The sequence below is a fragment of the Amycolatopsis pretoriensis genome, from assembly GCF_900107925.1.
Lineage (GTDB): Bacteria > Actinomycetota > Actinomycetes > Mycobacteriales > Pseudonocardiaceae > Amycolatopsis > Amycolatopsis pretoriensis.
The window spans coordinates 668101-690722 of record NZ_FNUJ01000004.1; the positions used below are offsets into that span (position 1 = coordinate 668101).

The 22622-nt window shown below is 70.6% G+C and carries 21 protein-coding genes; 7 read left to right on the forward strand and 14 right to left on the reverse strand.

Annotation, left to right across the window (positions count from 1 at the left end):
- Window positions 1–321: 321 nt before the first annotated feature.
- The 4 genes from BLV96_RS20770 (at window position 322) to BLV96_RS20785 (ending at window position 5471) form a co-directional block, all read left to right on the forward strand.
- Complete coding sequence (locus BLV96_RS20770) at window positions 322–2880, forward strand: ATP-dependent Clp protease ATP-binding subunit (RefSeq protein WP_086674454.1); 2559 nt, start codon at window positions 322–324, stop codon at window positions 2878–2880.
- Between the two features lie 102 nt (window positions 2881–2982).
- Window positions 2983–3348 carry a type II toxin-antitoxin system RelE/ParE family toxin gene (locus BLV96_RS20775; RefSeq protein ID WP_086674455.1) on the forward strand — a complete coding sequence of 122 codons (366 nt, stop codon included), beginning with the start codon at window positions 2983–2985 and terminating at the stop codon, window positions 3346–3348.
- A gap of 4 nt (window positions 3349–3352) precedes the next feature.
- A complete protein-coding gene (locus BLV96_RS20780; protein ID WP_091389402.1) occupies window positions 3353–3706 on the forward strand; it encodes a helix-turn-helix domain-containing protein in 354 nt (117 codons plus the stop codon).
- Window positions 3707–3764: 58 nt separating this feature from the next.
- Window positions 3765–5471, forward strand: a complete 1707-nt coding sequence (locus tag BLV96_RS20785) for an Hsp70 family protein (protein WP_086674456.1) — start codon at window positions 3765–3767, stop codon at window positions 5469–5471.
- A gap of 1 nt (window position 5472) precedes the next feature.
- On the opposite strand, the gene BLV96_RS20790 is transcribed toward BLV96_RS20785, so the two are convergent.
- The 5 genes from BLV96_RS20790 to BLV96_RS20810 form a co-directional block, all read right to left on the reverse strand.
- Window positions 5473–5922, reverse strand: a complete 450-nt coding sequence (locus BLV96_RS20790; protein ID WP_086674457.1) for a YbaB/EbfC family nucleoid-associated protein — start codon at window positions 5920–5922, stop codon at window positions 5473–5475.
- Window positions 5915–6976, reverse strand: coding sequence for a hypothetical protein (locus BLV96_RS20795; RefSeq protein ID WP_086674458.1), 1062 nt, complete (start codon window positions 6974–6976; stop codon window positions 5915–5917). The genes BLV96_RS20790 and BLV96_RS20795 overlap by 8 nt, the downstream gene beginning before the upstream one ends.
- An 8-nt stretch (window positions 6977–6984) precedes the next feature.
- Complete coding sequence (locus tag BLV96_RS20800; RefSeq protein ID WP_086674459.1) at window positions 6985–7365, reverse strand: hypothetical protein; 381 nt, start codon at window positions 7363–7365, stop codon at window positions 6985–6987.
- Window positions 7366–7465: 100 nt separating this feature from the next.
- A complete protein-coding gene (gene pcp / locus BLV96_RS20805; protein WP_086674460.1) occupies window positions 7466–8104 on the reverse strand; it encodes a pyroglutamyl-peptidase I in 639 nt (212 codons plus the stop codon).
- Window positions 8105–8186: 82 nt separating this feature from the next.
- Complete coding sequence (locus BLV96_RS20810; protein ID WP_086674461.1) at window positions 8187–9620, reverse strand: M1 family metallopeptidase; 1434 nt, start codon at window positions 9618–9620, stop codon at window positions 8187–8189.
- A 148-nt stretch (window positions 9621–9768) separates the two neighbouring features.
- Here BLV96_RS20810 and BLV96_RS20815 point away from each other — a divergent pair, with 148 nt between their 5' ends.
- Window positions 9769–12930, forward strand: a complete 3162-nt coding sequence (locus BLV96_RS20815) for an AfsR/SARP family transcriptional regulator (RefSeq protein ID WP_086674462.1) — start codon at window positions 9769–9771, stop codon at window positions 12928–12930.
- Window positions 12931–13042: 112 nt separating this feature from the next.
- Here BLV96_RS20815 and BLV96_RS20820 read toward each other — a convergent pair whose 3' ends face one another.
- Both BLV96_RS20820 and BLV96_RS20825 read right to left on the reverse strand, forming a co-directional pair.
- Window positions 13043–13849, reverse strand: a complete 807-nt coding sequence (locus BLV96_RS20820) for an ABC transporter permease (protein ID WP_086674463.1) — start codon at window positions 13847–13849, stop codon at window positions 13043–13045.
- A complete protein-coding gene (locus BLV96_RS20825) occupies window positions 13846–14823 on the reverse strand; it encodes an ATP-binding cassette domain-containing protein (protein ID WP_086674464.1) in 978 nt (325 codons plus the stop codon). The genes BLV96_RS20820 and BLV96_RS20825 overlap by 4 nt, the downstream gene beginning before the upstream one ends.
- Window positions 14824–14984: 161 nt before the next feature.
- On the opposite strand from BLV96_RS20825, the gene BLV96_RS20830 reads away from it, so the two are divergent.
- Complete coding sequence (locus BLV96_RS20830; protein ID WP_086674465.1) at window positions 14985–15944, forward strand: endonuclease/exonuclease/phosphatase family protein; 960 nt, start codon at window positions 14985–14987, stop codon at window positions 15942–15944.
- On the opposite strand, the gene BLV96_RS20835 is transcribed toward BLV96_RS20830, so the two are convergent.
- From BLV96_RS20835 to BLV96_RS20850, 4 genes are read right to left on the reverse strand one after another with little or no spacing between them, the layout of a single operon-like run.
- Window positions 15931–16728 carry an SIR2 family NAD-dependent protein deacylase gene (locus BLV96_RS20835; protein ID WP_208608284.1) on the reverse strand — a complete coding sequence of 266 codons (798 nt, stop codon included), beginning with the start codon at window positions 16726–16728 and terminating at the stop codon, window positions 15931–15933. The genes BLV96_RS20830 and BLV96_RS20835 overlap by 14 nt on opposite strands.
- Window positions 16721–17032, reverse strand: coding sequence for an antibiotic biosynthesis monooxygenase family protein (locus BLV96_RS20840; RefSeq protein WP_086674466.1), 312 nt, complete (start codon window positions 17030–17032; stop codon window positions 16721–16723). The genes BLV96_RS20835 and BLV96_RS20840 overlap by 8 nt, the downstream gene beginning before the upstream one ends.
- Before the next feature lie 17 nt (window positions 17033–17049).
- Window positions 17050–17523, reverse strand: coding sequence for a hypothetical protein (locus BLV96_RS20845; protein ID WP_086674467.1), 474 nt, complete (start codon window positions 17521–17523; stop codon window positions 17050–17052).
- 42 nt (window positions 17524–17565) lie between these two features.
- A complete protein-coding gene (locus tag BLV96_RS20850; RefSeq protein ID WP_167379662.1) occupies window positions 17566–18972 on the reverse strand; it encodes a M1 family metallopeptidase in 1407 nt (468 codons plus the stop codon).
- 68 nt (window positions 18973–19040) lie between these two features.
- On the opposite strand from BLV96_RS20850, the gene BLV96_RS20855 reads away from it, so the two are divergent.
- Window positions 19041–19787, forward strand: coding sequence for an alpha/beta fold hydrolase (locus tag BLV96_RS20855; protein WP_086674469.1), 747 nt, complete (start codon window positions 19041–19043; stop codon window positions 19785–19787).
- Here BLV96_RS20855 and BLV96_RS20860 read toward each other — a convergent pair.
- The 3 genes from BLV96_RS20860 to BLV96_RS20870 form a co-directional block, all read right to left on the reverse strand.
- Window positions 19777–20733, reverse strand: coding sequence for a peptidoglycan recognition protein family protein (locus BLV96_RS20860; protein WP_086674470.1), 957 nt, complete (start codon window positions 20731–20733; stop codon window positions 19777–19779). The genes BLV96_RS20855 and BLV96_RS20860 overlap by 11 nt on opposite strands.
- A gap of 62 nt (window positions 20734–20795) precedes the next feature.
- Complete coding sequence (locus tag BLV96_RS20865; protein ID WP_086674471.1) at window positions 20796–21671, reverse strand: HhH-GPD family protein; 876 nt, start codon at window positions 21669–21671, stop codon at window positions 20796–20798.
- 9 nt (window positions 21672–21680) lie between these two features.
- Complete coding sequence (locus BLV96_RS20870) at window positions 21681–22622, reverse strand: glycosyltransferase (protein WP_086674472.1); 942 nt, start codon at window positions 22620–22622, stop codon at window positions 21681–21683.

Consider the following 22622-nt stretch of genomic DNA (forward strand, 5'->3'; position numbering starts at 1 on the left):
CTAACCTAACGGATTGCGCCGATCGGGTGGCTGTCACCCCGGTCACTCCCAGGTTGCGGACTGTTCGCGGTGAGCGGACACCGCGCGAACGGCGGAATCCGGGTGGCCGGTCGCACGTTGGGGTTGACGTAAAGGTGCAGGGCAACCTGAAGATGGAAGCACCCGGCAGACCCCACGTCCGGGTGCGGAAAAGGCCACGAAGAGCCGTAGTGGTACGCCAGCGCGACGGCTTGGCTACTAGAGTGGTCTCACGGTGCTGAATCCATCGCGGTGAAAGCACGATGGAAACGGGCCGCCGGCGCAGCAGTCGAGGGAGTGCACATGTTTGAGAGGTTCACCGACCGCGCGAGGCGGGTGGTCGTCCTGGCTCAAGAAGAGGCCAGGATGCTCAACCACAACTACATCGGCACCGAGCACATCCTCCTGGGTCTGATCCACGAGGGTGAGGGTGTCGCCGCCAAGGCGCTGGAGTCGCTGGGTATCGCGCTGGAGGGTGTCCGCCAGCAGGTCGAGGAGATCATCGGCCAGGGCCAGCAGGCCCCGAGCGGGCACATCCCCTTCACGCCGCGGGCGAAGAAGGTGCTGGAGCTGTCGCTGCGCGAAGCGCTGCAGCTCGGCCACAACTACATCGGCACCGAGCACATCCTGCTCGGCCTGATCCGCGAGGGCGAGGGCGTCGCCGCGCAGGTCCTGGTCAAGCTGGGTGCGGACCTCAACCGGGTCCGCCAGCAGGTGCTGCAGCTGCTCTCGGGCTACCAGGGCAAGGAGTCCACCGAGACCGGTTCCGGCGGTCGCGGCGAGGGCACTCCGTCGTCGTCGCTGGTCCTGGACCAGTTCGGCCGCAACATGACCGTGCTCGCCCGCGAGGGCAAGCTCGACCCGGTCATCGGGCGCGGCAAGGAGATCGAGCGGGTCATGCAGGTGCTGTCCCGCCGGACCAAGAACAACCCGGTGCTCATCGGCGAGCCCGGCGTCGGCAAGACCGCCGTCGTCGAAGGCCTCGCGCAGAGCATCGTCAAGGGCGAGGTGCCCGAGACGCTCAAGGACAAGCAGCTCTACACGCTGGACCTGGGCTCGCTGGTCGCCGGCTCCCGCTACCGCGGTGACTTCGAGGAGCGCCTGAAGAAGGTGCTCAAGGAGATCAAGACCCGCGGCGACATCATCCTGTTCATCGACGAGCTGCACACGCTCGTCGGGGCGGGTGCCGCCGAGGGCGCGATCGACGCGGCTTCGATCCTGAAGCCGATGCTCGCCCGCGGTGAGCTGCAGACGATCGGCGCGACCACGCTCGAGGAGTACCGCAAGTACATCGAGAAGGACGCCGCCCTCGAGCGCCGGTTCCAGCCGATCCAGGTCGGCGAGCCGTCGCTGGAGCACACGATCGAGATCCTCAAGGGCCTGCGCGACCGGTATGAGGCGCACCACCGCGTCTCGATCACCGACTCGGCGCTGGTCGCCGCCGCGACCCTGGCGGACCGGTACATCAACGACCGGTTCCTCCCGGACAAGGCGATCGACCTGATCGACGAGGCCGGCGCCCGGATGCGCATCCGCCGGATGACCGCGCCGCCGGACCTGCGCGAGTTCGACGAGAAGATCGCGAACGTCCGCCGCGACAAGGAGTCCGCGATCGACGCGCAGGACTTCGAGCGGGCCGCCCGCCTGCGTGACGAGGAGAAGACCCTCCTCGGCCAGAAGGGCGAGCGGGAGAAGCAGTGGAAGGACGGCGACCTCGACGTCGTCGCCGAGGTCGACGACGAGCAGATCGCGGAGGTGCTGGCCAACTGGACCGGCATCCCGGTGTTCAAGCTGACCGAGGAGGAGACCACCCGGCTGCTGCGCATGGAGGACGAGCTCCACAAGCGCATCATCGGCCAGGAGGACGCGGTCAAGGCCGTCTCGCAGGCGATCCGCCGTACGCGCGCCGGTCTGAAGGACCCGAAGCGCCCGTCGGGCTCGTTCATCTTCGCCGGCCCGTCCGGTGTGGGTAAGACCGAGCTGTCCAAGGCGCTGGCCTCGTTCCTGTTCGGCGAGGACGACGCGCTCATCCAGATCGACATGGGTGAGTTCCACGACCGCTACACCGCTTCGCGGCTCTTCGGTGCCCCTCCGGGCTACGTCGGCTACGAAGAGGGCGGCCAGCTGACCGAGAAGGTGCGGCGCAAGCCGTTCTCGGTGGTGCTGTTCGACGAGATCGAGAAGGCGCACCAGGAGATCTACAACACGCTCCTGCAGGTGCTGGAGGACGGCCGCCTGACCGACGGTCAGGGCCGCACGGTCGACTTCAAGAACACGGTCCTCATCTTCACGTCCAACCTGGGCACGTCGGACATCTCGAAGTCCGTCTCGCTCGGGTTCGCCGGGTCCAACGACACCGGCACCCGGTACGAGAAGATGAAGCAGAAGGTCAACGAGGAAATGAAGAAGCATTTCCGCCCGGAGTTCCTGAACCGGATCGATGACATCATCGTGTTCCACCAGCTGACGCAGGAACAGATCATCATGATGGTCGACCTGATGATCGGCCGGGTCGAGACCCAGCTCCGCGCGAAGGACATGGAGCTGGAGCTCACGGCGAAGGCGAAGTCGCTGCTGGCCAAGCGCGGGTTCGACCCGGTGCTGGGCGCGCGGCCGCTGCGCCGCACTATCCAGCGCGAGATCGAGGACCAGCTGTCGGAGAAGATCCTGTTCGGCGAGGTCGAGCCGGGTCAGATCATCCTGGTCGACGTCGAAGGCTGGAGCGGCAACCCCGAGGACAAGGACGACCAGGCCCGGTTCACCTTCCGCGGTGAGCGCAAGCCGTCGTCGGTCCCGGACGCCCCGCCGGTCAGCATCGGCGCGGGCCACGAAGAGCAGAGCGGCGAAGCCGAGAACGAGTGATCGGCTGAGTCGGTTCGTCCGAAGGGCGGTTCTCCCGTGGGGGAGCCGCCCTTCTGGTGTCTGGCGAGATCTGGCTATAAGGCGTACATTATAGTCGCCGAGATGGTGTGGGAGATCGAGCTTCACGACGAGGTTGACCGGTGGTTCGTCGGCCTGTGCCGCGAAGATCCGGTCTCCGCGGACCGGGTCGAGGAGGCGATCGACCTTCTCGCTCGTGAAGGCCCTCGTCTCGGACGCCCGTTGGTCGACCGAGTGAAGGGTTCGAGTCTGCACAACTTGAAGGAGCTACGACCAGCGTCGGCCGGAAGCAGCGAAATCAGGATCCTGTTCGCCTTCGACCCGATACGAAAAGCCGTGCTCCTGGTCGCCGGCGACAAGGCCGGGAACTGGAAAGGCTGGTACGACCAGAACATCCCGATCGCGGAGCGTCGCTTCCGCGACCACCTGACGCACGGAGAGGAGCGCTGAGGAGATGAGCCGAACCTGGAAGGCCGTCAAGGCGGACAAGGCGGCTGTCGACCGAGCGGCCGGCCGGGACGTCGAGGCTGCTCGTGCCGCCGCGCGTGAGGCCACCGAGGCCTACGTGCTCGGGTTCCGCCTGGCTCAGCTCCGGGAGGACGCCGGTATCAGCCAGACCGAGCTCGCGAAGCGGATGGGCGTGAGCCAGCCCCGGATCAGCCAGCTCGAGCAAGGTGATCCCGGCCAGATGGAGCTGGACACCCTCCGCCGCTACATCACCGCACTCGGCGGCCGGATGCGGGTCGTCGCGGATTTCGATGATCGCGATGTCACCGTCTCGGCCGCCGAGCGGGACGTCTGCGCCTGAGCGGAGCCGTACCCCCAGCCCGTGAGACGATGCCCGCGGGGCTTGGGAGGGAACCGCCGTGGATGTGCTGTCGATCGACTTCGGGACTTCCAGCACCGTCGGGGTCCTCTCCGCCTTCGGGCGCGGTCCGCGGGCCATCGAAGTCGACGGGTCCGTCACCATGTCCTCCGCCGTCTTCGTCCACGACGACGGGCTCCTCATCGTCGGCCAGGACGCCGAGCGGCAGGCCCGGCTCGATCCCAGCCGCTTCGAACCCAACCCCAAGCGGCGCATCGATGAAGGCACCCTGGACCTCGGTGGCGTGAAAGTCGAGGTCACCGACGCCTTCGCCGCCGTTCTGCGGCGGATCGGCGAGGAAGCCGGACGGCAGCTCGGCCGGCCGCCCGCGCAGACGCGGATCTCGCACCCCGCCGGCTGGGGCGGCACCCGGCAGGACGTCGTCCGGACCGCCGCCGCCAAAGCCGGGCTCGGTGACGTCCGGCTGATCCCGGAACCGGTGGCCGCCGCCGCGCACTACGCCAGTGCCGGCCACCACCACTCCGGGCCCATCGGCGTCTACGACCTCGGGGCCGGCACCTTCGACTGCGCCGTCGTCGGCGTGACGCGGCAGGGCTTCGTCGTGCTCGCCGAGGACGGCCTGCCCGACCTCGGCAGCCTCGACATCGACCAGGCACTGCTCGTCCACATCGGACGGTCGGTCTCGCACGCCGATCCCGCGCAGTGGCAACGGCTGCTGCGCCCGCAGTCCACCGCCGACCGCCGGCTCCGGCGTGCGCTGCTGCAGGACGTCCGGGACGCCAAGGAAAGCCTCTCCCGCCACCCCCAGACCCACGTGCCGATGCCCGAGCCGTTCGGTGACGTCCTGGTCAGCCGGGACGAGCTCGAAGCGCTCGTGCGGCCCAGCCTGCTCCGCAGCGCCGAACTGCTCGGCGCGACGATCCGCCGGGCCGGGCTGACCCCCGCGCAGCTCGCCGGCGTCCACCTCGTCGGCGGGCCGAGCCGGATGCCGCTGCTGGCGACGCTCCTCGCGCGTCAGCTCGGCGTCGTGCCGACCACGCAGGACCAGCCGGAAACCGCCGTGGCCTTCGGGCTGCACCACGTCCCGCTGGGCAACGCCGCCGACCTCACCGTGCCCGCGTTCGCGCCGGTCCGCCCGCCCGTGCCGCCGCCGCGGCCCCAGGCGTGGCAACAGCAACAGCAACAGCAACCCGCCCGGCCCGCGCCACCGCCGCCTCGCCGGAAACGCAAACCGTGGTTCCTCGCGCTCGTCCTGCTGGTGGTCGCGGCGGTCGTGGCCACCGTCGTCGTGCTCGTCAGCCGCGCCGGGGCCGCGCAGGCCGCGCCGGACTGCACGTCGACGGCGCACCGCGACCGGGCCGGGTTCACCCCCTGCCTGCGCTCACTGGCCGGCTCGGTACCGGACCGGAGCACCTGCCGGGAGGATGACCACACCGCCCAGCTGCTGGGTCTCCAGGCCACGGTCATGTGCGAGTTCGCGGGCGGCATCGTCGGCTACTACCAGGGCGTGACCGTCGACGAGTTCGAGGTGAACGTGCACCTGGTGTCTCTCGAGAGCGCCGTCGGCCGCGGCACCTGGGACGGCGGCGGGCTGCACGGCCACTACGTCGCCAGTGCGGGCAAGAAATCGTCGATGTTGATCTTCGGTGTGGACGGGCAGCGGGTGGTCGCGTCCTACGTGCCGGACCAGCCCAGCCACCTCGACGAGCTGGTCGCCGGCTTCACCCGCGCGGTCAAGCCGTCCTGACTCACCAGGCCTTGCCGAGCCGCATTCCCTTGTCGTACCAGTCGTCGTCCCCGACCGGTCCGGCCGGCGGCGCCGCGGGGGCGGCGTCCGAAGACCGGTCCTTCAGCACGACGTCGTCCGGGGCGGGCGAAGGAACAGCAGGAACGGGCGCGGGCAAGAAAACCGGCTCGAACTGAACCCGCCAGCGCAGCCGGTCCATCAGGTAGCCGCCGGTACCGACCTGGGCCAGCAGCTGTCCCGTCCGCTTCGCCGACTCCTGCTGCGCGTCGTTGTACGTCCGCAGCACGACGTCCGCGATCTCGGCCGGCGCCATCCCGGCGACGGCGTCGGTGAGCTGCAGCCGGGTCAGCACGCCGTCGGTGTTGACCGACAGCGAAACGGCGCCGTCGGCAGACGTCGCCGTCGCCGACAGCGCGGACAGCTCGGCCAGGAGGGCTTCGCGGTCAGCCATCCAGCCTCCCGATGTGCGTCGCGCCGCTCGACACCTGCCCGTCCGGCGCGATGTCGACGTTCGCGTCGCGCACGTTCTTCTCGGTCTGACGCGAAGTGTGGTCGGTTTCGAAGTTGTCCGGGTCGAAGCTCGACCCCGGGCTGACGTCCGGCGCGTCGGGGATCGCCGGCAGGTCGACGGCCTCGTCGCCGATGCGGTCCGCGAGCGTCTGGGCCGCTTCTCCGGCGCCGTCACGGATCTTGCCCGCGCTGTCCATGAAGCTGCTGTACAGGTCCATGGCGTTGTCGCCCTTGATCTCCGCCTGGTTGGCGACCACCGCGGTGATCGCGCCGCCCGCGGCGTTGCCGGCGACCAGCGCGCCGTTGGCGGCGGTGAAGATCGACGCGCCCGCCGCGGCGCCCGCGCCGCCGGTGGCGACGGCGAGCAGCCCGGTGACCGCGCCCGCGAACGTCGCCGCGAGCACCTTCGACGCCGCTCCCTCGCGCTTGCGGTCCTGGTCCTTCTTGTAGTCCTCCGCCGTCTGCTTGAACGTCGAGCCGAGGTTGTTCAGGTCCTGCCGGGCCGACGCGATGGCCTCGCGCGCCGCGACGAGGTCGCTTTCCAGCACGGTGATCTTGGTTTCGACCTGGGTGAAGGTGTCGGCCAGGTCGTTCAGGTAGGCCTTGACGGCGTTCGCCGCCTGGCCGCGCCAGACCTCGAGGAACTGCCGGGCGTCGTCGAGCTTCGGCTTCGCGTCGCGCTGCAGCTGCTTCCAGACGGCGTCGTGGTTCATGATCAGGTGCTGCAGGCCGGACGCCGACTCGTGGTCGATGTCGGCGTCGGAGAACTCGCGGTAGACGCCGGCGATCTCGTCCTGCATCTTCCGGACGTTCTCGTTGGAGCTGTCGAAGCCGAACAACAGGAAGTCGGTCGTCCGGAGCACGTCGATGGCGTCCAGGGCGTCGTTCGCGCCCTCCTTGAGGTCCTCGGAAATCCCGTCGAGGAGCTCGGCGCGGCGATCGTCGCCGCTGGACATCGGTTCGGCGTCGAGGCCGGTGTCGAAGTAGCCGTCCATTGGTTCCCTCAGTTCGCTTCCAGGCCCGCGGCTGCGCGGTTGACGTGCTGCTTCGAGTTCTCGTCGGCCTTTTCGTACAGTTCCGCGACCCGCATCAGCGCGTGGCTGGTGTCGGCGGTGGTCTGGTGCAGCTGCGCGACCAGCTTCTGGATCTTCGTCAGGTGGTCGTTGTAGGCCTTGGCGACGGCCGGCATCCCCAGCGTCCGGCCGAAGGCGTTCTGGACGGGCAGCATCCCGGTGATGCCACCGAAGATCCCGCCCCCGTCCGACGACACCGGGACATCGGTCCCGCGCAGGCCGCTCGACGCGGTTTCCGCGGCATCGGCGGCGCTCCCCAGCGCGCGAGCGGAGTCGCGGAGATCCTGCAGGTCGGTCTCGAACCCGATCATCGTTCACCTCTTCTTCCGGGCAGGCGTCCCGACATGTAAACACCGTTCGGTCGCCCGCCAGGGGGATTCGGAGGTGGTGTGCGTCAGATCACGATCATGGTCAATGCTCCGCGCCCGCGGAGACCGCCAGGTCCTCCGTCGTCGCCAAAGCGGTGTCCGCCAACGCTTCCAGCGCGTGCGCGATTCGGTCCACCCCCAGCGACGGCGCGGCCTTCCCCGACGCCGCGACCTGCTCCGGGCTGAACGGGACGTGCACGAACCCGCCGCGTACCCCCGGGAACTCCGCCAGCAGGTGCATCAACCCGTAGAACACCTGGTTGCACACGTACGTCCCCGCCGTGTGGGATACCGAAGCCGGCACCCTCGCCTCACGGATCGCCGCCACGCACGCCTTCACCGGCAGTGTCGTGAAGTACGCCGCCGGGCTGTCCGGGACCACCGGGACGTCCACCGGCTGCTCGCCCGCGTTGTCCGGGATGCGGGCGTCGACCAGGTTGATCGCGACGCGCTCCGGGGTCACCTCGAGCCGGCCGCCCGCCTGGCCGACGCACACCACCAGCGATGGCCGGTGTTCGAGGAAAGCCGCGCGCAACGCCGGCAGCGACGCGGCGAACTCGCACGGCAGCTCGACCGCGGCGACGTCGTCGCGGCGCGCGCCGAGCAGCGAAACCGCCTGCCACGACGGGTTCACCGGCTCGCCGCCGAACGGCGCGAACCCCGTCATCAACACTCTGGCCATGCCCACCTCCGAAAGCCGTGAATGGCACATTGAGGGACTCTAAGTCCCTCAATGTGCCATTCACGGACGTGCCACGGATCGGTCAGGCGGCGGGCTTCAGCCCACCCGGGAACAGGTACTGGTCCGCGGGCTTGCCGGCGCCGTACACCCACGCGTCGAAGAACCCCTGCAGGTTCTTGTGCGCGACGAGCTCGGTGTACCGCTGGAACTCCTGCATGCTCGCGTTCCCGTTGCGGTGCAGCGCCGGCCAGGTCTTCAGGACCCGGGAGAACGCCTGCTCACCGACGTAGTTGCGCAGCGCGTGCAGCATCATCGGGCCCTTGGAGTACACGTACGTGAACTCGTTGCCGGCGCCCATGTCGTACAGCTTGCCGTTCCAGAACGCCGTCGACGCCTTCTTGACGTTGTCCGCGTACTGCTTGTTCAGGTCGACGCCTTCCTTGCCCTCGTCCCAGAGCCACGTCGCGTAGGACGCGAAGCACTCGTTGAGGCAGACGTCCTTCCAGTGCGCCACGGCCACCGAGTCGCCGTACCACTGGTGGGCGTTCTCGTGGACGATCGTCGGCACCGTGCCGGCCCAGCCCGCCGAGTAGATCGGCCGGCTCATCGTCTCCAGCGAGAAGCCGATCTGCTCGTTGAGGAAGATGCCGCCCGCCGCGTCGATCGGGTACTTGCCGAACTTCGACTCGAGGAAGTCGAGGATCTCCGGCAGCCGCGCTTCGGCCTGCTTCGTCGAGTCGGGGACGCCCGGCGCGAACGCGCTGATGATCGGCGTCCCGTCCTTGCGCTTCTGCCGGTCGAAGGTCCACTTGTCGATCGCGACCGTCGTCATGTACGGCACGATCGGCGTTTCCTCGGCCCAGACGTGCGTGGTGCCGTTCGGCGTCTTGATCGACGGCTTCTCGCGGCCGTTCGCGATCACGCCCCACTCGTCGGGCACGGTGATCGCGAGGTGGAAGGTGGCCTTGTCGAGCGGGGTGTCGTTGACCGGGTACCAGGTGGTCGCCGACTTCGGCTCGCCGGCGGCGAACGCGCCGCCCGCCTGGGCGTACTGCCAGCCGTTGTTGCCGAGCGACGGGTCGTTGATCGGCGCCGGCACCCCGTGGTAGGCGACCTTGACCTCGAATTTCTGTCCTCGCCGCAGCGTGCGCGACGGCGTGATGACGAGTTCGTGATCCCCAGTCCTGCTGAACTTCGCGTCGCGGCCGTCGACCTTCACCGAGTCGACCGTCAGGCCGCGCAGGTCCAGGTTGAACGAGCTGAGCGACTGGGTCGCGCGCGCGGCGATGTCCTGGAGCCCGGTGAGCTGGTGCGACGCGGGGTCGTAGGTGACCTTGAGGTTGTAATCGGCGACGTCGTAGCCCCCGTTGCCGTCCTGCGGGTAGTAGCTGTCCCCGGCACCGTCGCTGCCGGGCCGCGCCGGGCCCCAGCCGTCGCCCGCCGCGGCCACGCCGGTGCCGAGGCAGAGGCTGGCGATCACAGCGGCCGCGACCACGGCCGGTTTCTGTCCCCTCATGAACGCTCCTGTCCGTATCGGATGGACCTCGCCTGCAACGTATCGGCCCGGCTGCATGGTTCGAAGGGGTTGCGTCGTTTTTGTCCGGATAATCAGCACTTCCGTCGGCCCGCCCCGCTGCCCGGGCGTCGTCTGGAAAGCTGGACACATGCGCGTTGCGCTGCTGGGCCCGCTGCGGGCGGTGAACGACGACGGCACGCCGATCGACATCGGCGGCGCCCGCCTCCGCATGCTCCTGGCCCGGCTCGCGCTGGACGCCGGGCGCGCCGTCCCGGCCGACGCGCTCGTCGACGGTCTTTGGGGTGGTGAGCCGCCCGCCGACGCCGCCAACGCCCTGCAGTCGCTGGTCTCGCGGCTGCGCAAAGCCCTGCCGGTGCCGGTCGAATCCGGGCCCGGTGGCTACCGGCTCGCCGTGGCCCGCGAAGACGTCGACGCCGAGCGCTTCGAGCGGCTCGCCGCCGACGGCCGCCGCGAGCTGGCCGCGGGCCGGGACGCCTACGCGGCCGAGCTGCTCGCCGAGGCCCTCACGCTGTGGCAGGGCGGCGCGCTCGCCGACGTCCTCGACGCGCCCTTCGCGCCGGCGCCCGCCCGCCGCCTCACCGAGCTGCGGGCCGAGGCGGCCGAAGACCGCTTCGACGCCCTGATCCGGCTGGGCGAGCACGCCACCGTTCTCGCCGACCTGACCGCCGCGGCCGACGCCGATCCGTTGCGCGAGCGCCTCGCCGGGCTGCGGATCCGCGCGCTCTGCGCGGCCGGGCGGCAGTCGGAGGCGCTGGGCGTCTACTCCGGCATCCGCCGCACGCTGGCCGACCAGCTCGGCGTCGACCCGTCGGCCGAGCTGCAGGAGATCCACCTCGCCGCGCTGCGCGGGGAGTTCGCGCCGCCGTCACCGGTGACCGACCGGCTGCCGACCCGGCTCACCTCGTTCATCGGCCGCGACGACGAGCTCAAGCTGCTGGCCGAGCTGCTCGGCGGCGCCCGGCTGGTCACCCTGACCGGACCCGGTGGCGCCGGCAAGACGCGGCTGTCCACCGAAGCGGCGTCGCGGCACCCGGCGCACCAGCAGGGCCGGGTCTGGTTCGCCGCGCTGGCCGGCGTCCGCGACCCCGACGACCTCGGCGGCGCGCTGCTCGGCGCGCTGGAGATCCGGGACATCCGCAGCACCGACACCGAGATCCGCCGGCCGCTGGACCCCGTCGAGCAGGCCGTCGAGGTGCTCGGCGGCGCGGAAGCGCTGCTGGTGCTGGACAACTGCGAGCACGTCGTCGACGCCGCCGCCCGGCTGGCCGACGAGCTGCTGCAGCGGGCGCCGCGGCTGCGGATCCTCGCCACCAGCCGGGAGCCGCTCGCGATCACCGGCGAGGCGTTGTGCCCGCTCGGTCCGTTGCCGGTGCCCGCCGAACGCGCCGCGCCCGCGGAGGCCGCCGAGCTCGACTCGACGCGGCTGTTCCTCGACCGAGCGGCCGCCGTCCGCCCCGACTTCGTGCTCGACGAGTCCACTGTGGACCAGGTCGGCGAGATCTGCCGCCGGCTCGACGGGATGCCGCTCGCGCTGGAGCTGGCCGCGGCGCGGCTGCGGTCGATGACCGTGGCGCAGATCGCCGGGCGGCTCGGCGACCGGTTCCGGCTGCTGACCTCGGGCAGCCGCACGGCCCTGCCGCGGCAGCGGACGCTGCGCGCGGTCGTCGAGTGGAGCTGGGACCTGCTGACCGAGGCCGAGCTGGTGCTGGCCCGGCGGCTCGCGGTGTTCGCCGGCGGCGCCGAGCTGGAGGCGATCGAGGCCGTCTGCGTGGACGAGCACCTGTCCGCCGGCGACGTCCCGTACGTCCTCGGCAGCCTGGTCGAGAAGTCCATTGTGGACACCGTCGAGAGCGGCCGTGGCGAGCCCCGGTACCGGATGCTGGAAACGCTGCGCGCGTACGCCACCGAGCGGCTGATCGAGTCGGGCGAGCACGACCGGTCGCGCCGGACGATGGCGGCGTACTACGCCGACCTCGCGCAGGGGCTGGAGCCGACGCTGCGCACCGCCGAGCAGCTGAAGGCGATCGACGCGTTCGAGGCCGAGAGCGACAACATGATCGCGGCCCTGCGCGGCGCGATCGAGATGTCCGATGTGGACAACGCGGTCGCGTTGCTGGACGGGATGTTCTGGTACCTCACCATCCTCGGCCAGGGCGGGCGGGTCGGCGCGCTGCTGCGGGAGACCCTCGAGTTCGGCGACCGCCTGCCGCCGCCGGTGTCGGCGGCCTACCACGCGCTGATCTACCTCATGGACGCGGTCCCGGTGCGCTCGGACCAGGCCGAGATCCTGCGGCTGGTCGACGAATGCGTGCGCACCGACGCCGTGGACCGCTACCCCGGGCTCGCGGTGGCCCTGCCGATGCTGGCCTTCCTCGGCGGCGACCGCGAAATCGCCGTGCGCGAGGTGCACCGGGCCGCGCGGCACCCGGACCCGTGGACCCGGGCCGGCGGCCACTGGGTGGAGAGCTTCCTGCTCGACGACGCCGGTGACGTCGAGGGCGCGGACCGCGCACGCGACCTGGCCCACGCCGGGTTCGCCGAGGTCGGCGACCGCTGGGGCACCGCGATGACGTTGAGCTTCAAGGGTTACGCGCTGTCGCAGGACGGCAAGAGCGCGGAGGCCATCGAGATCTACCAGCAGGGCCTGGCGCTGTCGATGGAGCTGCGTTCGCACGAGGACGCCGTGCAGCACTGGTGGCGGCTGTCCGTCGAGCGGGCGCGGACCGGGGACTTCGCCGGCGCGTGGCGTGACCAGGAGGCGGCGGAGCGCTACGGCGAAGGCATCACGAACCCGCAGCAGCGAGCCATCCTGATGTTCGGGCGCCTGGAACTGTTGCTGCGCACCGGCGAGCTGGCCGAAGCGCGGACGCTGCTCGACCGCGTCGCCGCGTTCGGGGGCGAGGACTGGTTCCCCGGCGGGATCGGCGACGAGTTCATCCACGCGTTCGAAGCCCGGATCCTGCTGGCCGAGGGCCGCCCGGACGAAGCCGAATCCCACGTGGCCATCGCGATCCGGGCGACGAACCGCCGCGGTGACATGCCGGACCTGGCCGGGTCGGTGGAACTGCTGGCGATGGTGCGCGCGGCGCAGGGCCGTCCCGAGCAGGCCACGCGGGTGCTCGCGGCTTCCGCCGTCGTCCGCGGGCGGCTCGACCTCGGCAGCCCGGAGGTGCGGGCGTTGATCGAGGAGCTGCGTGCGGCGCTGCCGGACTACGACTCCCGCTACGAGGAGTCCCATGCGGTGTCCAAAAAGGACACGATCGCGTGGCTCCTGGCCGAAATCGGCTGAAGGGCACCTTCAGTGCATGGGACGCGCTGAAGGGCACCTTCCTCGCATCAGATGCAAGGAAGGTGCCCTTCAGCTCCCCCTGGCGCGGGTCACCCCCGTGTCGCGCGCCTTTTCAGACCCGCCGGCGGTAAGCCCAAGTCGCCAGCGGGAAGAACACGACGACCGCGCCGGCCATCCAGGCGAGCGCCCCGGCGAGCGGCCCGGCGACGGCGCCGCCGTTCATCAGGCCGCGCAGCGCGTCCGCCATCAGGCTGACCGGGCTGATGTCCGCCCACGCCCGCAGCCACCCCGGCATCGTGGACGTCTGGACGAACACGTTGCTGCCGAACGTGAGCGGCATGATGAAGACGAACATCAGCGCCTGCGCCGAGCCCGGCGACTTCATCAGCATGCCGACGAACACCGAGCCCCAGCAGAAGCACAGCCCGAACGCGAGCGCCAGCAGGATCGCCACGACGAACTCGCCGGGACTGGTCGCGATCCGGTAGCCCATGATCGTCGCGACGACCATCAGCACGGTCAGGCAGACGACGTAGCGGACGACGTCGGCGAGCACCGCGCCGATCAGCGGGGCCGACCGGGCGATCGGCATGCTGCGGAACCGGTCGAACACGCCCTTGGTGATGTCGGTGTTGAGGTTGGTGCCCACGGTGAGGCACGCCTGCAGGATGTTCATCACGATGATGCCGGGCACGACCATCTGCAGGTAGGCGTCGGTCGAGCCGGACAGCGCGCCGCCGAACAGGTACACGAACATCACCAGGAAGATGATCGGCATCAGGGTGACGTCGGCGAGCTGTTCGGGGTTCTTGCGGATCTTCAGGATGCCGCGCCACGCCAGGGAAAGCGCGTGCTGGAACCCCTTGGCGGGGCTGATGTGCCGGGGCGGAGCCGGGCGGTCGAGCGCCAGCGTCGTCATGCGAGGCTCCCTTCGAGGGTCTTGTTCTCAGTGGACTGTTCGGCGGTGTGCCCGGTCAGGGCGAGGAACACCTCGTCGAGGCTGGGCAGCCGCAGCGCCAGCTCGTCGGCGGTGATCCCGGCTTCGTCCAGCTTGCGGACCAAAGTGGACAGCAGGACGGGGTCGTTGACCGGCGCGGTGAGCAGGCCGGTCGCGTCGTCGCGGCTCGGCCGGACGCCGGTGAGGTCGCCGAGGATCCGGTTGACGGCCTCCATGTCGGACAGCTGGGTCGGCCGGACCTGCAGCGTCTGGCCGCCGACGCGGCGCTTGAGCTCGTCGGCGCGGCCGTCGGCGACGACGCGGCCGTGGTCGAACACGGTGATCTTGTCGGCCAGCTGGTCGGCCTCTTCGAGGTACTGCGTGGTCAGCAGCACCGTCGCGCCCTCGGCGACGAGGGTGCGGACGACGTCCCAGACTTCGTTGCGGGCGTGCGGGTCGAGTCCGGTGGTCGGTTCGTCGAGGTAGAGCACCTCGGGCCGGCCGACGAGGCTGGCGGCGAGGTCGATCCGCCGCCGCATGCCGCCGGAGTAGGTCCGGACCGGCCGCTTGGCCGCCTTGGTCAGCTCGAACCGCTCGATCAGTTCGATCGCGCGGGCTTTGGACTGGGCGCGGGAGTGGCCGTACAACCGTCCGATGAGGACGAGGTTCTCGATGCCGTTGAGGTCCTCGTCGACCGACGCGTACTGCCCGGTGAGCCCGATCAGGCTGCGGACCCGTACGGGGTCGGTGACGACGTCGAAGCCGCCGACGGTGGCTCTGCCGGCGTCCGGTTTCATCAGGGTGGCCAGGATCCGGACGGCGGTCGTCTTGCCGGCGCCGTTCGGGCCGAGCACCCCCACGACCTGTCCGAACGGGACCTCGAGGTCCACCCCGTCCAGTGCCTTGGTGTCCCCGAAGTGTTTGACCAGGCCCTCGGCCTGGATCGCGTGCGACATGGGCGTCCTCCTTCACTGTCGCGTTCTGGGGACACTTTGACCGGACGCGCTGGCAGCACGCGCACAGCGCGCTGGCAGGCGCTGGCAGCCGCTGGTGGAGATCTTGTGGAGGAGTTGTCGGTGCTCGGGCCGCGCCGCGGTGGGCTCGGCATACTCGGCACATGACCGTTGCGGAAGAGACGCGCGTCCGGCGGAAGAAACCGCTGGTCACGGCCCTGTTGGTGGTGCCGCTGGTGCCGCTGGCCGGACTGGCCGCGCTGCGCCTGATCGGCTACGACGGCGACTGGTACACGCTGGTCGCGTTGTCGCTGACGCCGTTCGTGGCGGTCGCGGGCCTGCTGCTCGGCGGGCTGGCGCTGGCCTTGCGGCGCTGGTGGGTCGGCGGGATCGCGCTGGTGCTGACGATCGCGCTGGCCGTCCTGGTCGTGCCGCGGCTGTCGGCGAGCGATCAGCGCGAAGTGCACGGGAAGACACTGCGCGTGCTCGCCTCGAACCTGCTCTACGGCCAGGCGGACCCGAAGGCCGTCGTCGATCTGGTGCGTGAGCAGCGCATCGACGTGCTGAACCTGGTCGAAATGACGCCGCGGGTGGTCGACGGGCTGACCGCCGCCGGGCTGTTCCAGCTGCTGCCTTACCGGGTGCTGCACCCCGCGCCGGGCGCGTTCGGTTCGGGGATCGTGTCGCGCTTCCCGCTGAAGGAGGTCAACCTGACGGGTGATTCGGCGGCCAAGCAGCCGGGCGCGCAGGCCGACCTCGGCGACGGCGTGGTGGCGGAGATCGTCGCCGTCCACCCGATCTCCCCGGACGTCGACACGCGGGCGTGGGAGCGCGAGATCAAGGACTTGTCCCGCGCGGCGGGCGAGCACGGCCTGCGCATCCTGGCGGGCGACTTCAACGCGACGCTCGATCACGCGGCGTTCCGCACGGTGCTCTCCCGCGGCTACAACGACGCGGCGGAGGAGCGCGGCGCGGGGTTGACGCCGACGTGGCCGTCGTCGTCCCCGGTGGTGACGATCGACCACGTGGTGGTCGACAACCGGGCGGCGGTCCAGGACTACCGCGTGTTCGACGTGGCGGGCAGCGACCACCGGGCGGTGTTCGCCGAAGTCAGGTTGCCGTGACGAGGGCTCGCAGCGTTTCCAGGGCGCCGGCCGGGATCGAGACGCCTCGGTTGTGGCGGATCTCCGGCTCTCGCGGGTTGATGCGGATCAGCGCGCCGGTCGCCGCGCTGGCCAGTTCGCTGTAGCGGCGGACCGTCGGGACCGCCTGGCCCGCGCCGAGTTCCACCACCACGAGGTCACGCGCGGTCCGGCGCCACGCCGTCAGCTCGTCGAGCTGGGCCTGGCTGCGGTCCGGGACCCAGTCGAAGTCCCCGAACATCAGGATGTTGGGCCGCGCGAGCCCGCCGCACCGCGGGCACGACGGCAGTGGCGGCACCGCGCGCATGGTGTCTTCGTCGATGGCGACTTCGACGTCGGTGGGCCAGATGTCGTCGGAACAGCGGTTGAGGCACTGCAGGTGGTGGATCGAGCCGTGCGCCTCGGCGACGTGCTCGAAACCCGCCTTCTGGAACTGTCTGTCCACATTGGACGTGAACACGCGCACGGACGGCGCGAAGCCGAGCAGTAACCGGAAACCTTCGTGGGGCACGGTTTTCCGGTACAGGTCGAGCCGGTGGCCGTAGAAACCCCAGGCCAGCTCGGGGTCGTCGGCGAAGTGGCGCGGGTCGGCCAGCTCCTCGAACCGCAGCCCGAGCCGGGCGTACGGCGGGTAGGCGCGCCAAAACCCTTCGCCGCCGCGGAAGTCCGGCAGCCCGGAGTCGACGCCCATCCCGGCGCCGGCGCAGATCAGCAGCGCGCCGGCGCCGTTCAGGAGCTCCGCGGCCCGTTCAAGGGCGTCACTCACCCGGCTTCGAACCGAGAACGACCTCGAATTCCAGCAGGTTGGCACCGGTGGACACGGGCTTGGCGCGCTCGCCGGAGTGCGCCGCCGCGGCCGGGCCGCCCTTGGCCCACGCCTGGTAGGCCTCTTCGGTGTCCCACTTGGTGTAGACGAAGTAGCGCGTCTCGCCGGACACCGGGCGCAGCAGTTCGAAGCCGAGGAAGCCGGGCTGCTGGTCGACGGAGTGCATCCGCGCGGCGAACCGCTTCTCCAGCTCGGGGCCGGCGCCTTCGGGAACCTCGATCGCGTTGATCTTCACGACACTCATGAGCCCAGCGTACGGATTCAGTCGTCCGGGCGTTCCGCGCGGGACCGCGTGAAGACCGACGGCAGCCTCCGCAGGACGTCGCCCATGAGCTTGACGAAGTTCCGCTCGGCGAGCCGGTCGTCGGCGCGCAGCTGGAACGCGCCGACGACGGTGACCAGCAGGACGGCACCGATGACCACGACCGGCAGGGCCCAGAGCGCGAGGACGCGGCCGGCCACCAGCAGCAGGGCGACCACGACGACCACGACCGTCAGGTAGAACAGGCCGGAGAACCACGGCGACCGCAACCGCCGGGCTTCACGCCGCTCGAACGCGCTCGCCGACAGCTGCCGCGACACCGCCTCCACTTCGGTGGCGTCCCGGCCGACGACGTGGATCCGCGTCGCGCCCCGCGGGGTGATCGAGATGGTGACGCCGCACTGGGGGCAGATCCCGATTCCCGGCTCGGCAGGAGTACGGCAGTGCGGGCAGACCACCTCGTCTTCGGCCATCGCTCCATCATGGCGACTTCGCGACGGCAGGTGAAGAGGCGCTCAGCTGCGCAGTGAACCCGGGAACAGATCGGCGTCCGCGGGGAGCTTCGTCCCCCGGAACCACTCGTCGAAGAACGCTTTCAAATTCTGCCCGCTCACCGAAGAAGCCATCTTCTCGAAGTCGGCCCACGAAGCGTTCCCATGGCGGTACCGCGCCGGCCAGTCGTGCAAAAGCCGGTCGAACGCCGGGTCGCCGATCTGCCTTCGCAACGCGTGCAGCGCCAGAATCCCCTTGTTGTACACGCCCTCGAACTCGTGGCCCTGGCCCATGCCGACCAGCTTCTGGCCCCAGAAATCCGTGCTGCCCCGGGTGATCTCGATCGCCGCGCGGTAGCGGTCGTCGAGGCTCTGGCCCTCGCGCTCGGCCCACAGCCACTGCGCGTACGACGCGAAACACTCGTTCAGGCAAATATCCGACCAATTCCGGAGCGACACCGAGTCGCCGAACCACTCGTGCGCGTTCTCGTGGACCAGCGTCGGCAGGTCCGCCCACTTCGCGTACGTCGGCCGGGTCTGTGTCTCCAACGAGAACCGGACGTCCTCGTTCAAGAAGATCCCGCCCGCCGCCGACTGCGGGTACGGGCCGAACTTGCTCTTCAGGAAGCCGAGCACTTCCGGGAGGCGGTCGCCGATCGCGCGGCGGCTTTCCGCTCCCGGCGAGTACGCCGAGACCACCGGGGTGCCGTCCGGCAATGTCGACCTGTCGACACTGAACTTGCCGATCGCGATCGTCGTCAGGTAGCTCGCCACCGGGTTCGGCTCGGTCCACGTCCCGGGCGGGCCTTCTCGGCCGTTCGAAATCACCGTCCAGCCGGGCGGGACGTGCGCGGTCAGCGTGAACGTCGCCTTGTCGCGCGGGGTTTCGTTCACCGGGTACCAGAACGCCGCCGAGTGCGGCTCGCCGACCATGTACGCGCCGCCGTCGGCCGAGTGCTGCCAGCCGTTCTCGCTGCCGCCGTCGTGCGGGGTCTTGGCCGGGTCGCCGCCGTAGCGCACCCGCGTGCGGAACGTCGTCCCCGCGCGGATCGGCGACGCCGGCGTGACGACCAGCTCGAACGCCTTCTCGCGGGTGAAGTGCGCCGGCTGCCCGTCGACTTCGACACCGTGGACGTCCAGTCCGCGCAGGTCGAGGTCGAACCGGCTGAGGTCCTGGGTGGCCTTCGCGGTGACCGTCGTGTCGCCGTCGAGGTGGCCGCTCGGCGGGTCGTACGTCACGCCCACCTGGTAGCCGAGAGCGTCGTAACCGCCGTTGCCGTCGTCCGGGTAATACGGATCACCGGCGCCGGCGGCCCCCGGAAGCGGGTGCATGGGCGGCGGCGGTGGCGGCGCCGTGACGGCGTCACCGCTGCACGCCGCGGCGAGAACCACCGCGGCGCAGACGGCGAGGGCAGCGAGTCGGCGGCGCATACGAACCACCATAGGTGATGGAAAGCGATCACTCGGTCACAGTCCGCACCAGCCATTATGGTGACCGCGTGCTCTGTTTCGGCGGCACCGGCGTGCCGATCGTCCTGCTCCACGGACTGATGGGCCGCGCGCGCACGTGGTCGCGGGTCGCGGAGTGGCTCCGGCCCTACGGCGCGGTCTACGGCCTCGACGCGCGCGGACACGGCAGCGCGCCGCGCGTCGGCCCCTGGACCACCGAACGGTTCACCGACGACGTCGCCGCCGCCCTGCGGTCGCTCGACGCCGGGCCGGCCGTGCTCATCGGGCACTCGATGGGCGGCCTGCACGCGTGGACGACCGCCGCGAAGCACCCGGAGCTGGTGCGCGCGGTCGTCTCCGAGGACTTCGCGCCGGACCAGCGCGGCCGGACCGTCGAGACGTGGCGCGGGTACTTCGAGAGCTGGCCGGTGCCGTTCGAGTCACTCGGCCACGTCCGCGAGTTCTTCGGCGACGCGGGCGAGTACTTCGCCGACTGCGTCGAGGAGCGTTCCGATGGGTTTCACCTGGTCGCCGACCTCGAAGACCTGTACGTCATCGCCGCCGAGTGGGGCCGGCGGGACTACTGGGACGTCGTCGACGCGATCCGCTGCCCGCTGCTGCTGGTCGAGGGCGAGCACACGGCGATGCCGCCCGGCCAGCAGGCCGAAGTCGCGACGCGGGTCGAGGGCGCGAAGCACGTCGTGGTCCCGGGCTCGGCCCACCTGCCCCACGACGAAGCCCCGGAGATCTACCGGGGTGCCGTGGAAGCCTTCCTGAGCCAGGTCCTCAAGCGCTAGCGAGGTCCGCCCGCCAAGCCGCTGTCGAGCGATCGGAGGGGACGATCAGCGGCCAGACGTCCGCGCCGAGGAAGCCGGTCTCGTCGGTCACCCTGGTCGCGGTGCATGTGTGGCGCGGCAACCCGGCCTGAACGGACAAAGCGGCCACGGCGTCCTTTGTGGACTTACCGAACACCCCGTCGGTCGGCACGTCGTATCCGTACGCGCGCAGGAACCGCTGGGCCTGCTGAACCTGACGGCCCGTGTCGCCCGGCTTCAGCAGCGGCCACTCGGCTTCGGCGCGCGCCACCGAGACGCCGAGGACGCGGCCGACGGCCGTCCGCAGCTCGGGCAGCCGGTTGTAGAGCACCGTGCCGGGGCACTCGGTCGAGTTGAAGTCGCGGTGGCCCTTGATGAATTCGGGCGAGATGCCGTATTGGTGCGCGATGTAGGTGACCAGGTTCACCAGCGAGTCCCAGAGCGCCTGCGGTACGTCGACCGTGCTGTAGAGGCCCTCGTTCTCGATGCCGATGACCTCGCTGTTGTGGTTGCCGACGTTCGCGCCCTGGACGTGCTGCGTGCCGCCGCGCAGGATCTCCAGGCTGCGGTGCCTGCCCTCGGTGACGAACCCGCCGCGGCTGTTCGTGAACTGCTGGCCGCTGTCGATCCAGCCGTTCTTGTCCATGTGCAGGTTCTGGATGTACCTCGCGACGTAGAAGGCGCGCGCCAGCGAGAAGTCGTTGTTCATCGGCGGATCGACCGCGTGGTGCACGACGATGTAGGTCGGCTTGTGGTTCTCCACCACGATCGGCCCGCTGGCGGGCCGCGCGCCCCACTCGGCGCACCCGTGGATGGTCGGTGTCGGTACCGCCGCCGACGCCGTCCCGGTGGTCGTCATCCCCAGTGCGCCGGCCGCGGTCGCGGTCACCCCCGCTTTGAAGAGGGTCCGGCGGTCAACAGTGACCATGCGGGAAAGGTAGCCCCGAAGCGCGCCTATGACAACTATTGACCAACTTTTGTCGTAGCGCGTTAGTGTTCGCCCGGCAGTGCGAAGAGACCGCCGCTGGTCTGCTCCAGGAGCCCGTCGACGAGCAGGGAGTCCAGGCAGCGGTCACGCTGACCGCCGTCGTGCCACACCAGGTCGAGCCGCGCCTTCTCGACGGGGCCCTCGCTGCCGCGCAGGACGTCCAGCAGCAGGCCGCGGACCTGCCGGTCGGTGCCGGCGAACTTCTGCACGGGCTTGGCCGGGCCGGCGTACTCCGGTTTCCCGGCGAGCTGCCACGCGCATTCGTCGTAGATCGGGCAGTCCGCGCACCGCGGCGACCGCGCGGTGCAGATCAGCGCGCCGAGCTCCATGATCGCCGCGGAGAAGCGGGCGGCGGGCGCGTCTTCGGCAGGCAGCAGCGCCTCGACGTCGTTCATGTCCCGGGTGTTCGACGCGGGCCCGGCGTCCCCGGCGCCGTGCACGGCCCGTGCGACGACCCGCCGCACGTTGGTGTCGACGACGGGCGCACGCAGGCCGTAGGCGAACGCGGCGACGGCCCGCGCGGTGTAGGCGCCGATCCCGGGCAGCGCGAGCAGGGTGTCCACATCGGACGGAACGACGTCCCCGTGGTCCCGCGCGATGACACCGGCGGCTTCGTGCAGCCGCAGCGCGCGGCGCGGGTAGCCGAGCTTGCCCCAGGCCCGCACGACCTCGCCCTGGCTCGACGCGGCCAGCGCCGAGGGCACCGGCCAGCGCGCCATCCACTCGTGCCAGATCGGCTGCACGCGGGCGACGGGGGTCTGCTGCAGCATGATCTCGCTGACGAGCACGCCCCACGCCGAGCACTCCGGCTCGCGCCAGGGCAGGTCCCGGCCGTGCGTGGAGAACCAGTCGAGCAGTACGTCAGCGTCCACAGCCACGCCGGGAGGCTACTTCGCGTGCTTCGGCAGCTCGCGAGCGACCTCGTCCGGTGACGGCATCGCAGCGATCTCCGCGGCGACCGCCTGGGCCGCCTCACGGCACGAGTACGCCTTCCGGGCCTGCTCGGCGACGGCGTCCGCGCTCAGCTCGCCGGGCAGCAGCCGCACCCCGGCACCCACGGCGACCAGGGCCTCGGCGTTGGCGAACTGGTCAGCCCCCTGCGGCAGGACCAGCTGCGGGACACCCGCGGCCAACGCGCTCAGCGTGGTGCCGCTGCCGCCGTGGTGGACGACCAATTCCGCCTGTGCGATCGCCGCCGCTTGCGGGATCCAGGCCCGGGCCGTCACGTGGGCCGGCTGCGCCCGGAGGGGCACCCCGCCCGTGGCCACCACGATGGGCGTGCCGAGCGCGGCCAGCCCCTCGATCGCCGTCTCGAGCACCTCAGGGGTGCCGAACGCCGTGCCGAGCGTCAGGTAGATCAGCGGCCCCCGGAAGTCTCCCGGCTCGGCGAACGGCACCGGGCGCAGCGCGATCCGGTCCGCGGTCGCGAGGAAGTCCTTGTCCTGCAATGACGGCGGGCAGATGTCCAGGTGCGTCTCGCCGGCCGGGCGCACGAGCCCGATCCCGTCGGGGAACAGCCGGCCGAAGCCGTGCCACAACGCCGGGATCCCGGCCCGCTCCGCGGCGACAGCCACCTCCGGGACGCCCCACCCGTGCACGACCAGGTCCGGCCGCAGCCGCTTCAGGTCCGGCTCGAGGTCCTCGGCGTAGATCTCGTAGAACGAGTCCGCGGGCCGGAACGGGTTCAACCCGAGCCGGTCCAGCGGGGCGTGGACGTGCTCACCCGCGGCGAAGTGCACTTCGTGCCCGACGTCCCGCGCCGCGACTGCGAGCGGGACCATCGGGTACGTGTGACCGGCCGAAGCGAGGCCGGCGAAGAGGACGCGCAA

Bases quoted from the DNA above. Each gene is read 5' to 3' on its own strand.
- BLV96_RS20790 (WP_086674457.1), bottom strand. From the start codon at position 5,922: ATGGCTGACCGCGAAGCCCTCCTGGCCGAGCTGTCCGCGCTGTCGGCG.
- BLV96_RS20850 (WP_167379662.1), bottom strand. From the start codon at position 18,972: ATGCGCCGCCGACTCGCTGCCCTCGCCGTCTGCGCCGCGGTGGTTCTC.
- BLV96_RS20795 (WP_086674458.1), bottom strand. From the start codon at position 6,976: ATGGACGGCTACTTCGACACCGGCCTCGACGCCGAACCGATGTCCAGC.
- BLV96_RS20775 (WP_086674455.1), top strand. From the start codon at position 2,983: ATGGTGTGGGAGATCGAGCTTCACGACGAGGTTGACCGGTGGTTCGTC.
- BLV96_RS20800 (WP_086674459.1), bottom strand. From the start codon at position 7,365: ATGATCGGGTTCGAGACCGACCTGCAGGATCTCCGCGACTCCGCTCGC.
- pcp (WP_086674460.1), bottom strand. From the start codon at position 8,104: ATGGCCAGAGTGTTGATGACGGGGTTCGCGCCGTTCGGCGGCGAGCCG.
- BLV96_RS20780 (WP_091389402.1), top strand. From the start codon at position 3,353: ATGAGCCGAACCTGGAAGGCCGTCAAGGCGGACAAGGCGGCTGTCGAC.
- BLV96_RS20810 (WP_086674461.1), bottom strand. From the start codon at position 9,620: ATGAGGGGACAGAAACCGGCCGTGGTCGCGGCCGCTGTGATCGCCAGC.
- BLV96_RS20840 (WP_086674466.1), bottom strand. From the start codon at position 17,032: ATGAGTGTCGTGAAGATCAACGCGATCGAGGTTCCCGAAGGCGCCGGC.
- BLV96_RS20825 (WP_086674464.1), bottom strand. From the start codon at position 14,823: ATGTCGCACGCGATCCAGGCCGAGGGCCTGGTCAAACACTTCGGGGAC.
- BLV96_RS20815 (WP_086674462.1), top strand. From the start codon at position 9,769: ATGCGCGTTGCGCTGCTGGGCCCGCTGCGGGCGGTGAACGACGACGGC.
- BLV96_RS20845 (WP_086674467.1), bottom strand. From the start codon at position 17,523: ATGGCCGAAGACGAGGTGGTCTGCCCGCACTGCCGTACTCCTGCCGAG.
- BLV96_RS20860 (WP_086674470.1), bottom strand. From the start codon at position 20,733: ATGGTCACTGTTGACCGCCGGACCCTCTTCAAAGCGGGGGTGACCGCG.
- BLV96_RS20830 (WP_086674465.1), top strand. From the start codon at position 14,985: ATGACCGTTGCGGAAGAGACGCGCGTCCGGCGGAAGAAACCGCTGGTC.
- BLV96_RS20820 (WP_086674463.1), bottom strand. From the start codon at position 13,849: ATGACGACGCTGGCGCTCGACCGCCCGGCTCCGCCCCGGCACATCAGC.
- BLV96_RS20770 (WP_086674454.1), top strand. From the start codon at position 322: ATGTTTGAGAGGTTCACCGACCGCGCGAGGCGGGTGGTCGTCCTGGCT.